This window comes from Soonwooa buanensis, from assembly GCF_900167905.1.
GTDB lineage: Bacteria > Bacteroidota > Bacteroidia > Flavobacteriales > Weeksellaceae > Soonwooa > Soonwooa buanensis.
In genome coordinates this window covers 104,029-116,185 of sequence record NZ_FUYZ01000003.1, presented here as the reverse complement: position 1 = coordinate 116,185, position 12,157 = coordinate 104,029, and the positions used below count along the sequence as shown (strand labels likewise).

Sequence of the window (12,157 nt, the reverse complement as noted above, 5' to 3'; positions counted from 1 at the left end):
GCAAAAACTTCGGACTTTTTTATTTGTAATAAACATTTAAAAATTCAATAAACTCATCGAGTCTAACGAAATTATTAATGCCTAGATAAACCGTTATCAAAACTAAACTTGTTGTTAAACTACTTATTAAAACAGTATTTTTTCGGTATGCAAAAAACAACCATCCAATAAGCAATGGAAACACAAATACAAAATGTCCACCATAAATGTAAGATGTATGCAAACCAAATTTCAGAACACAGTGTATCACAACATCGATAAACAATGACCAAAATAAAATCTGTACCAATCGATTTTTAAAATTTTTAACAAAACTCCAAATCACGAATGCTACAATCAAACCAACAACCAGATAAGACCAAAAACTGGAATAAACATCCATAAAAATAGCCTTGTATTCGAAGCCTTTTTTGTTGTGATAATCTCGCAAAACGAAAGACGGGAACAACATATTACCTCCAAAAAACCAAGAATAAATCATATCCCAAAGTGGCGTCACCTTCGGATTCGAAAACTTATCGTACTGTTCTTCAGTTTTACTAAAGAAATTCTGAATGTTAAAATTAATTCTATTTAAAAACAAAAGCACAAAAACCGCCACAGAAACTAATACTTTAGAAATTTCGAGACCGATTTTTTTCCAGTTCCAATATAATTTGGGTTGAAAAAGCATTGGTAAATAAACTTTAACAATATTCGTAATCGTCAATCCACCAACTATAACACCAAAAAATGTAACAGCTCCAAAAGACAAAGTCTTGTCAGCTTGATATTGTTTCGCTACATAATAATTGAACAAACAAAGCAAAAACAAAGTATAAGTATAATTTTCAGGTGTAAAAGACAATAAAATATTAGTGGTGAAAAGTCCAAAAAATATAACAATCAAAAGACTTAACCAAAGTGGAAGTTTAATAATGTTTTGTAAATACTTAAAAACCTGAACGATTGACAAACTTACTATAAAACTTGAACAAAGCGCCAAAACAATTCTAAAGTCAGCATTCATTTTTCCATTAGAAATCCAAAGCGCAAATTCGCGGATCCAATCAAAAAAATAATTGGAAAGCGGATGTCTTTCAAAACCGCCACCAGTCATGACAATTGCGCGATTGTCAAAACTAAAATAGGCATCCCACGGAATGCGGTCATCAAAAACGATCCTGAAATTCTTAGCAATAAAATAGGCAAAACTCGAATAACAACTTAGTGCAACAGCAAAAACAATCCATTCCCATTTCTTTGATGGAAAAACAAGTTTCAGAATATTGATAAAATAAGTCTTAATCTTCAAATTAAAAATTTTTGCAAAAGTAAGGATTGTAGCAAAACAAAGCGATTAAAAAGCAAAAGCCTTTCAGAACTTCGAATTCTGAAAGGAATATTTTATTTAAAATTCTACGAACTACACGACAGTTGCGAGCAGCCGTAGATTAAATTATACTTTTGAGGACGTTTTTGGTTAAGGCTTGCGTCGCCTTTTTGATAAGGATTTTTTAAAGTTTTTAAAAGAACATCAAATTTAGTTTGGTCGCCGTTTTCCAAATCTTGTATCGCTTCGTACAACAAGTAATTTCTTAAAATAAATTGCGGATTATTTTTTAACATCAATTGTTGCGGATCATCTTTTGAAATTTTATTTTGCGCTAAACGTTCTTGATAAGATCTTAAAAACAAATTAATCCTTTCTAAATCTTCTGTTTTGGGAACCGAATAAAATGTTGAAATAAATTTCTGTGCATCAAGATTATCTTCCAAAATATTATCAGTCAAAACATTAAAAAACAAAGTGTAATCCAACTTAAGATCTTGCATCATTTGCTGCCAAGTCGTAAAAAATTGATCGTCATTTTTTAATAAAACATCAAAACCGAATTTCTTGCAAAGCATCTCGTCATGAAGTTTCCAGAAATTAGAAGCATAATCTTCCAAAACTGTTTGTAAAGCTTTTTCATCTTTAATCACAGGAAATAAAGAATTGGCCAATTGTAAGAGATTCCAATGCGCAATTTGGGCTTGTTTTCCAAAAGCGTAACGCTTTCCTGGCAAATCGGTTGTATTGGGTGTAAACTCCAAATCATATTCGTCCATCATCGAATATGGACCGTAATCGATTGTTAAACCCAGAATCGACATATTATCGGTATTCATCACACCATGCACAAAACCAACGCGATACCATTCGATAATCATTTTGGCGGTACGATCTGCAATAGCTTTAAAGAAATCCAAGTTTTTTGTTTCGGAATTGATTTTAACCTCATCAAAATAGTTTTCGATCGCAAAGTCAATAAGTTTTTGCAACGTATCAAATTCTTTGCGAGCTGACAACAATTCAAAATGTCCAAATCTCAGAAAAGATTCTGCAACGCGAAGCACCGCAGCACCTTGCTCTTGTTTGGGATGTCCATCGTAGGCAATATCTCGAGTCACCAATTCGCCTGTTTTAACCAAACTTAAAGCTCTGGTGGTCGGAACTCCTAGATGAAACATCGCTTCACTCATTAAAAACTCTCGAACCGACGATCGCAAAACGGCGCGTCCATCAGCAAAACGCGAATATGGCGTTGCGCCAACACCTTTCCATTGTAATTCGAAACTTTGATTATTTTTATTCTTGATTTCACCAGCAAAAATTGCACGTCCATCGCCCAGTTGTCCAGCCCAATTTCCGAATTGATGTCCAGCATAAGCTGTAGCGTAAGTTTCGATAGTTGCGGGCAAATTTTGAGCCGCCAAAAAATCTAAATCTTGATCTAGATTACCAAGACCAATCTCTTGACTTAACTCTTCATTAAAAGCAATGAGTTCAATTTTATTAAATTCGGCAGGAAGCACATTTGCGAAAAGAAATCCTGGTGTTTGTCTTTGATGTAGATCTCCAGAAAAATCTCCTGGAAAAGAGTCAACAAACTTATGTGTAATATTTTTAATATTCATTGTTAAAAAAAGCCCACAAATTGTGGGCTTTGGAATTTATTTATTAAAATCTATATCGTCAGTCGTATTAACTTTTTCATTAATATTCTCTTCCTTTTTAGGTCCAGAATTATTATGATTAGTTGGAGGTGGCGTTGGATTTTTGATTTCATCCATTGTCCTTAATCCGCCTTCGTCACCATAACCACCACGAAGTCCGCTAAGGTCAGAACAACTTCCTGTCCAATCGCTTGGTTTTATAAATTTATCTTCTGGTGAGATATTTAATGTTTTATCTGCGTATACTTTTTTCATATATATTGCCCAAATCGGCAATGCCATTTTCGCACCTTGACCTTCGCCAGTACTTCTAAAGTGCGTTGCACGGTCTTCCCAACCAACCCAAACACCAGTTGCCAATTTAGGAGCAATCCCCATAAACCAACCATCGGAGTTTTTCTGAGTTGTACCAGTTTTACCAGCAATTTCAGCAGCTTGTACACCTCGACGTTTAAGCTCTCCCGAAGCTGTACCAAATTCGGTTACACCTTTCATTAAGTCAATCATCGTGTACGCATACATCTCGTTCATGACTTCTTTAACAATAGGTTTCACTTCTTTAATCACGCGTCCGTTGGCATCTTCAATACGCCAAATCATCTCTGGCTTGGTATAGTTACCGAAGTTTGCAAACGTACTATACGCACCTAGCATTTCATAAATTGTAATATCCGATGTACCTAATGCCATTGGTAAACTTGTATCAATCGGGTCTGTAACTCCGAGATCTCTAGCTGTTTGAATGACATTTTTAGTTCCAACCATTTCAGCAAGACGAATAGCCACAGGGTTTTTGGAATGCGCAATGGCGTCTTTAAGTGTTAACATTGCACCGTTACCTGGTACTGACCAATTACCTTTAGAATAAGTAGCATTCGATACCTGAGAACAAGGCGTCATCCCAAGATGCATAATCGCCGTTGCATAAACAAAAGGTTTAAAAGTTGAACCTACTTGACGTTTACCCTGTTTAACGTGATCATACTGGAAATGCTGCCAGTTGATACCACCAACCCAAGCTTTGATATCACCTGTCTGCGGATCCATCGACATCAAACCTGCTTGTGCAATTTGCTTGTGATAACGGATAGAATCCCATGGTGACATTTCAATTTCTTCTTCACCATTCCAAGTGAAACGCGTCATTTTAGTTGGTGTTTTGAAATCCATCATAATAGAATCTTCTGGCATGCCTTCAGCTTTCATTTGCTTGTAACGACCAGTTCTTCTAACGGCAGACATCATCAGTGCTTCAATCTGTTTCTTATTCAAATTATAATAAGGACGATTGGAGTTGTATTTCATCTCGTTATCGAAATTCTTTTGCAGAGAAGTCAAGTGCTCTTTAATAGCTTCCTCGGCATATTTTTGCATTTTAGAATCTAGAGTAACATAGATTTTCAAACCATTTTTATAAAGGTTAAGTTCTTTACCAGTTTGCTTTTCGTATTCTGTAAGATATTGTTGAATCTCTTTTCTTAAATAAAATTTATAATAAGCAGAATAATCTTCTTCAACCTTTTCAATTGGTGAAAACGTAACAGTTATAGGAGTTGCAATGGCTTGCTCGTATGTTGACTGATCTATATAACCAGTATCCAACATCTGCTTAAGTACAACATCACGACGATTTTTTGACCTCTCAGGATTACGGTAAGGATTGTTTCTACGAGGGGCTTCTAGCATTGCTACAAAAGTCGCAGATTCAGGTAAAGTTAATTGACTAGCCGACTTATTAAAATAAACCTTAGATGCCAACTCAATACCTTTAGCATTGAAAAGAAAGTCCATCTTGTTAAAATACAAAGTAATGATTTCTTCTTTAGTATATCGTTTTTCTAAACTTACAGCAACACACCATTCTTTCAACTTTTGGAAGGCACGTTGAAACTTATTCTGAGAAGCTTGTCCAGTAAACAACAACTTCGCTAACTGCTGAGAAATTGTAGAACCTCCACCTCTATCGCCACCAAAATAAACGGCTCTCGCAATCGACTTTAAGTCAATACCAGAGTGCTCCTTAAAACGTTCGTCCTCTTTTGCTTGTAACGCGTACACCAAATAAGGTGGCAACTGCTTGTAAGTAACAGGAATAGTTTTTTCTTTTTCAAACTTACCAAGAAGCTGATTGTCAGAAGAATAAATTTCTGATGCGACATAAATATCTGGGTTATCCAAATCCTTCACATCTGGCATATCGCCGACAAATCCTTGTGAAACAGCAAAAAATAATCCCGAAATCCCAAGAATTACTGCTATTAATCCTAACCAAATAAATTTAATCCATCTTTTAGTACCAGAAGATGTTTTTTTCTTCTTTGGTGGTAATGGAAATCCACTTGCAGGTTTTGATTTTTTATTGTCTTCCATATATTATTTATGGCTTTACATTTACAATTTTAACGCCCAAATCTTCAATTCCTGGCAGATTATCTTTTCGCATCGCTTGTATCACGCCTATGCTAAATTGACCATCTTTCGGAAATTTGAAATCTGATTTGTACTGAAACAATATCTCTTTAGTATCTCCAAATCCGCTTCCTAGCCATTGACCATTAGGTTTTGCAAGGACATAATTGAGCGTATCTTTCGACAAAACTTTTTTCTTGTCATCTAGAATTGTACCAATTAATCGCAGATTACTATAAGGATAGTTGTCATTGTTTCTAACGACAAATATAATATTTTTCGGATTTTGATGATCTTTCACCTCAAAAGTTAATTCTTGGATTTTATTTTTATTCCAAGAACCAGCCAAAGATTGCATACTAACAACCTCATTGGCATCATTACAACTAATACAAAATAGTCCCAAAACAAAGACTCCTAAAAACTTACGCATTGTTCCCATTATTGGAATTAGGATTAGAATTTGGTTTTTTATGAAACTTCTTTTTATTGTTAAAAGGTTTTTTAGCCTTTGGCGCTTCTGCATTGTTAGCTTCTGCAGAAACTTCAACTTTCTTCACCTCTTTTCTTACTTCTTTTTGCGCATTTCCATTTTGGTTATTTTGACCATTTTGGTTAGGCTTAGAAGAATTTCGGTTTTGGTTTTGTCCAGAATTGTTACGCTCTCTTCTTTCGCGATTATTGTTCGGTCGATCAGAGTTATTTTGATCATTAGAACTACGATCGTTATTGCGATTTCGAGGATTCTTTTTATTATTTGGACGTGATTTCTTTTCAAAACGATCTAGGCTACTTTCTTGGATTAAATCCACATTAGCAACCGGCGCGCTTTGAGCCTTGAAATCTTCCAAAGCTGGCGATGGTTTTCCTTCTTGATTAACAGAAATCATCATCTTAACATCCGTAATATCAATATCATACCAAGCCATAGAATTTTCTACGTAAGCAAACCACATTTTTCTTTTAAAAACGTCGATTTTAATACAAAAAGCTTTTCCTTTTTCGGTATTTAAAACAGTATTGGTTGCAGGAAAATCGCGTAAAGTGTCCATATAACTATCCAGTTCGTAGTTAAGACAACATTTAAGCTTTCCACATTGACCAGCCAATTTTTGAGGGTTGATACTCAGTTGCTGATAACGCGCTGCATTGGTATTAACAGATCTAAAATCTGTTAACCAAGTCGAACAACAAAGCTCTCTACCACACGATCCAATACCACCAACTTTCGCTGACTCTTGACGGAAGCCAATCTGCTTCATGTCAATTTTTGTACGGAAAGCGCCTGCATATTCTTTAATCAACTGACGAAAATCGACGCGAGAATCGGCTGTGTAATAAAAAGTGATTTTGGAACCATCACCTTGGTATTCTACATCGGTGATCTTCATCGCTAGACCAATTGAATATGCAATTTTTCTAGCCTGAATTTTCACATCGTTTTCCTTTTTGCGAAGTTCTTGCCAAACTTCGATGTCCTTTTGTGTAGCGTGTCGATAAACTTTAAGAAGTCCTTCTGTAGAGGTTTTCTTCTTTTTCATCTGGATTTTTACTAATTCTCCAGTTAAACTAACTACGCCAATATCGTGACCGGGATTCGCTTCTAACGTAACGGTGTTACCTGCCGCAAGAGGCAAGTTATTTGTGTTTTTGAAAAAACTTTTTCGATCGTTTTTAAATCTTACTTCTACATATTCGTTAGAAGAAGTGCCTGGGTTTTTGACATCAGACAACCAATCGAAAACATTTAATTTATAGCTATTACCACAAGTATCTACACTGCTACATCCATTCGAGGATTTTGTTCCACATGAATGTCCTGAATCGCCGGATGTCTTACATCCACAACTCATATTAAAATATATTATTCTCGCAAAGTTAACTTTTTTTGATTAAAGTTGTATTGCAGATTTTAGAAATCCTGATTTTATATTTTATCTAAACTTTTATTAAAAACAATTAATATTTAATAATGATATGTTTAATTTATTAACACATCAAAACTTAAAATTAACATAGTTTATTATGGTTTGCATTGCAATGTTTAACATTAAACAAAACATTAAATAAATATAACAAAACCCTCATTAATCCAATATTTAAGATATGTTTTAATCATTTTTAAATTTAAACAAGCTTAAAAACTAAATGCTTGTTTAGTTAATTTTATAAAATTTTAACATTCTTAAAAAAATAAATTTTATATTTGACCATAATATAACATTACTTCTATGAAAAAATTACTTATAACAACGGCTTTAGCAGCAGGTGTTTTATCATACGCAGGTGGATTCCGAGTTTCGTTACAAGGGGTTAAGCAGCTTGCGATGGCACACACAAGTGCACATGCCGAAGATGCGAGTGTGACTTTCTTTAACCCTGCGGGTATGTCCTTCATCCCAGCTAAACTAAGCGTTGTTGCAGGTGGTTTCGGAGCCATAAATAAAGTGACTTTCCAAAATCTTTCTACGCTACAATCTACAGAAACTGACAACCCAATTGGTACACCTTTGTATGCGGCTGTAGCCTATAAAGTAACAGATGATGTGTCATTAGGTTTTAACTTCGCAACACCATTTGGTAGCACCATCCAATGGCCAAGCACTTGGGAAGGCGCTGAAATGGTACAAAAAATGGAGCTAAAGAGTTTCTATTTCCAACCAATGGTTTCTTTTAAACTTGCACCTTGGGCATCATTCGGAGCAAGCTATATTTACGCAAAAGGAAAAGTAGATTGGGACAAAGCAATTACTGGTTACGGAGGAAGTCTTAATATTAATGATGAAAAAGCATCTGGATCTGGTTTCGGTTTTGGTTTTTATTTCCAACCAAACGACAAGTTAGACCTAAGTGTTGCTTACCGTTCTCCAATCGACATGAAAGCTAAAAACGGAACTGCAACATTCAACGTTCCAAAATCTTTATATCCAAATCTAGGTATTGACGCTAATGGTCAAGACAAATTTAAAGCGACACTTCCATTAGTTGACGAATATACATTAGGCGCAACTTATAAAATTACACCAAAGTGGTTAGTATCAGCTGACTTCAACTACACAGGTTGGTCAAGATATGAACGTCTTACTCTTGATTTTGAACATGCTCCAGTTGGCAATCAACCAAACGACCCAACAGTTTTGGTAACACCTAAGAACTTTAAAAACACTAAAACTTTCAGACTTGGTACACAATATATGTTTAATGACATGATTGCTGGTAGATTGGGAGCTTATTACGATGAATCTCCTTATTCTAATGAAAACTTCATCCCAGAAACGCCATCATTTAACTCTTATGTTATTACTGCGGGTCTTGGATTCAAGTTCAACAAATTGGGTGTAGACATTGCTGGAGCTTACGCAATGCCACAAAGTCGTCAAGTTAACAACACGTATTATAACTTCGTTGGACAAGCAAAAGCGAAAGCGTACTACTTCGGTCTTGGTCTATCTTATAACGCGTTCTAAAATTTTAAATCATTATGAAAAAGATATTATTTTCACTATTTAGCATTTCTGCTTTATTAGCAACGCAAAGTTGTAAAACAGATTTTGACACCGACGTTACCGACGTTGTAGTAACTAAAGGCGATGCGGATTTTACAAAATATGTCGCATTAGGCAACTCACTTACTTCGGGTTATAGAGATAATGCATTATACTCTGATGGACAAAACGAATCTTATCCATCGATGATTGCACAACAAATGAAATTAGCTGGTGGTGGTGAATTCAAACAACCAATGATGCCAAATAACATTGGAGGATTCTCAAACCTTCCAGGCTTTGGTGGGAGACTAAATCTTCAGGTTGTTAATGGAAGCTTAGCTCCTGTAGCAAGCGATCCTGGCGGAACTTTAGATAATATTTCAGCAGGTGGACCTTACCAAAACATGGGAGTTCCTGGCGCAAAAGTAGCGCATCTATTAGCTCCTGGTTACGGAAACCCGGCAGGCCTTGCATCTAATCCCGCAACAGCTAACCCATACTTTACAAGATTTGCATCTAATGCTCAGACCTCTGTTATAGCAGATTTCCTAGCTCAAAAACCAACATTTTTCTCTTTATGGATCGGGAACAATGATGCACTTCTATATGCACTAGCAGGAGCTGACTCTTCTGTAGAAACTTTAACACCAGCTGATCAATTTAAAACATATTACAATATGTTAATTGCACAAATTGCGTCTACTAAAGCAAAAGGTGTTATTGCAAATATTCCTGATGTAACAACCATCCCTAACCTTACAACTGTTCCGTACAACCCTTTAACATCTTCTGTTCTTGGTGGAGGAAATATTGCAGTAGGCGAAGCAACAATCGACAAACTGAACGCAAACCTTTATGGTCCTTTAGTACAACTGTTAAAAGCTGTTGGTGGCGGCGACAGAATACAAATGCTAAGCAAAACGGCAGCTAATCCTCTTTTAATAAAGGACGAAAGCTTAAATAACCTAGGCCCAGCAATTACATATGCAGCAGCTAACTCTGGCAACCCAGTTTTAGCGGCATTAGCAACTTACCTTGGTGCTACTTATGGGCAAGCAAGACAAGCAAAAGCAAGTGACTTAATTCCATTAGCTACAAAAAATGCAATTGGAACAGCAGAAGCAGGCGTTCCAGCAGATTTAAGTGCTAGAGGTATTGCATATCCGTTTGCAGATAAATATATCCTTACATCAACTGAAGTTACTGAGGTTAACACTGCAATTGCTAGTTACAACGAAACAATTAAAGCTGCAGCAACTGCTAATGGCTATGCCTTCGTAGATGCTAATGCAAAAATGAAAGAGTTGGCACAAAAATCAGGTATCCAATGGAATGGTGTTAAATACACTGCAACATTTGTAACTGGTGGAGCATTTTCCCTTGATGGTGTGCACCTAACAGGTAGAGGCTACGCAATCGTTGCTAACGAATTCGTTAACGCAATTAACAAACAATACAAGTCAACATTACCATTAGTAGATGTTAACAAGTATTCTGGCGTGAAATTCCCTTAATCCAAAAGACACCAATTATTCTTTATAAAAATAAACCACTTGACTTATCGAGTGGTTTATTTTTTATTAAATTTGCAAAAAATAAAAAGTAAAATGTCAGATCTACAACCCAGCTATCTATTTTCGACAAGAACGAGTAGAGTTTTAGCTGAAAAAATCGCAGAAAATTACGGTCAAGAACTTGGTCACATCATTATTCAAGACTTTAGCGATGGCGAGTTCGAGCCTGTTTTAGAACAATCTGTAAGAGGAGGACGTGTATTTTTAATCGGTTCTACTTTCCCACCAGCAGACAATCTTTTAGAGCTTTTGTTAATGATTGACGCAGCTAAAAGAGCTTCTGCTAAAAACATTACTGTCGTACTTCCATATTACGGTTTGGCAAGACAAGACAGAAAGGACAAACCAAGAGCACCAATTGGCGCAAAACTAGTAGCGAATCTTTTAACAGCTGCAGGAGCAACAAGAATCATGACAATGGATTTACACGCTGATCAAATCCAAGGTTTCTTCGAAATTCCTGTTGATCACCTTTATGCTTCTACAATTTTTGTAGACTACATCCAGTCACTTAATCTTGATGATTTAACAATTGCTTCGCCAGATATGGGTGGTGCAAAAAGAGCCAAAAACTACGCAAGTCATTTAGGTGCTGAAGTCGTTATTTGTTATAAGGAAAGAAAAAAGGCTAACGTTGTTGAAGAGATGTTATTAATTGGTGACGTAACCAACAAAAACGTTATCCTTATTGACGATATGATTGACACTGCAGGTACACTTTGCAAAGCTGCTGATATCCTAATGGAAAAAGGTGCAAAATCTGTGAGAGCTATTGCAACGCATCCAGTTTTATCAGGAAAAGCTTATGATAATATTCAGAATTCTCAAATTTCGGAAGTTATCGTGACAGATTCTATTCCTATTAAAGAAGGTTTATCATCAAAAATTAAAGTATTGAGCTGTGCACCACTTTTCGCAGACGTTATGAAAAGTGTACACGAGCATCATTCTATTAGTGATAAATTTATCATCTAAAAATAAATATTTCGCAATTTCAGAAAATTCTGTATATTTGCACACTTTAAAATTTAAACATTTTTATAATGAAATCTATTACAATTCAAGGTACAAAAAGAGAAAACGTGGGCAAAAAGTCTACTAAAGCTTTACGTGATGCTGAATTAGTTCCTTGTGTTGTTTACGGAGGTACAGAAACTTTGAACTTCTCTGCTGAAGAGAAAGCTTTCAAAGGATTAGTATATACTCCTGAAGCACACACGGTATCTATTGAGGTTGATGGTCAAACGATTGCTGCTGTACTTCAGGACATCCAGTTCCACCCAATTACTGACAAAATTTTACACGCTGACTTCTACCAATTAGCTGCTGACAAGCCAGTTATTATGGAAGTTCCTGTAAGAATTACAGGTCGTGCAAAAGGTGTTGTTTCTGGTGGTGTGTTAAGACAAACTTACCGTAAGTTGAAAGTTAAAGCTATCCCAGCTAACTTACCTGACGAAGTTGTTGTTGACGTTACACCTCTTAAAATTGGTAACAAACTTTATGTTGGTTCTATCAAGAACGAACAATACACTTTCATGCACCCAGACAACGCAGTTATCGTAGCTGTTAAGATGTCTAGAAATGCAATGAAAGGTGGGGCTGCTGCAATGGATGAAGATGATGAAGAAGAAGCTGCAGAAGTTAGAGATCAAAATCCTGATGTACCTACAACAGAAGAGAAATCTACTGAAGCTTAATATTCTT

General features: G+C 35.9%; 9 protein-coding genes. 4 read left to right on the top strand and 5 right to left on the bottom strand.

Translation table 11 applies throughout. The features are described 5' to 3' along the window. Positions 1–19: 19 nt before the first annotated feature. The 5 genes from B5X62_RS05850 to B5X62_RS05830 all read right to left on the bottom strand — a co-directional run bounded on the left by B5X62_RS05850 (position 20) and on the right by B5X62_RS05830 (position 7,241). Positions 20–1,294 carry a DUF6080 domain-containing protein gene (locus B5X62_RS05850; protein WP_144038311.1) on the bottom strand — a complete coding sequence of 425 codons (1,275 nt, stop codon included), beginning with the start codon at positions 1,292–1,294 and terminating at the stop codon, positions 20–22. A 104-nt stretch (positions 1,295–1,398) separates the two neighbouring features. Beyond that, positions 1,399–2,940: a protein adenylyltransferase SelO gene (locus B5X62_RS05845; RefSeq protein ID WP_079666475.1), complete on the bottom strand. Its 1,542-nt coding sequence runs from the start codon at positions 2,938–2,940 to the stop codon at positions 1,399–1,401. A gap of 36 nt (positions 2,941–2,976) precedes the next feature. Beyond that, entirely contained in the window at positions 2,977–5,349 is a 2,373-nt protein-coding gene (locus B5X62_RS05840; protein ID WP_079666474.1) for a penicillin-binding protein 1A, read from the bottom strand. A 7-nt stretch (positions 5,350–5,356) separates the two neighbouring features. Continuing rightward, positions 5,357–5,821: a gliding motility lipoprotein GldH gene (locus tag B5X62_RS05835; protein ID WP_079666713.1), complete on the bottom strand. Its 465-nt coding sequence runs from the start codon at positions 5,819–5,821 to the stop codon at positions 5,357–5,359. Continuing rightward, the gene (locus B5X62_RS05830) at positions 5,814–7,241 is read right to left on the bottom strand and encodes a PSP1 domain-containing protein (RefSeq protein ID WP_079666473.1); all 1,428 of its coding nucleotides are present in this window, start codon (positions 7,239–7,241) and stop codon (positions 5,814–5,816) included. The genes B5X62_RS05835 and B5X62_RS05830 overlap by 8 nt, the downstream gene beginning before the upstream one ends. Positions 7,242–7,619: 378 nt before the next feature. Here B5X62_RS05830 and B5X62_RS05825 point away from each other — a divergent pair, with 378 nt between their 5' ends. The 4 genes from B5X62_RS05825 (at position 7,620) to B5X62_RS05810 (ending at position 12,150) form a co-directional block, all read left to right on the top strand. After that, entirely contained in the window at positions 7,620–8,855 is a 1,236-nt protein-coding gene (locus tag B5X62_RS05825) for an OmpP1/FadL family transporter (protein ID WP_079666472.1), read from the top strand. Positions 8,856–8,869: 14 nt separating this feature from the next. Beyond that, positions 8,870–10,390, top strand: a complete 1,521-nt coding sequence (locus tag B5X62_RS05820; protein ID WP_079666471.1) for an SGNH/GDSL hydrolase family protein — start codon at positions 8,870–8,872, stop codon at positions 10,388–10,390. A 93-nt stretch (positions 10,391–10,483) separates the two neighbouring features. Beyond that, a complete protein-coding gene (locus tag B5X62_RS05815; protein WP_079666470.1) occupies positions 10,484–11,425 on the top strand; it encodes a ribose-phosphate pyrophosphokinase in 942 nt (313 codons plus the stop codon). Between the two features lie 68 nt (positions 11,426–11,493). Then, positions 11,494–12,150, top strand: a complete 657-nt coding sequence (locus B5X62_RS05810; RefSeq protein WP_079666469.1) for a 50S ribosomal protein L25/general stress protein Ctc — start codon at positions 11,494–11,496, stop codon at positions 12,148–12,150. Positions 12,151–12,157: the final 7 nt, after the last annotated feature.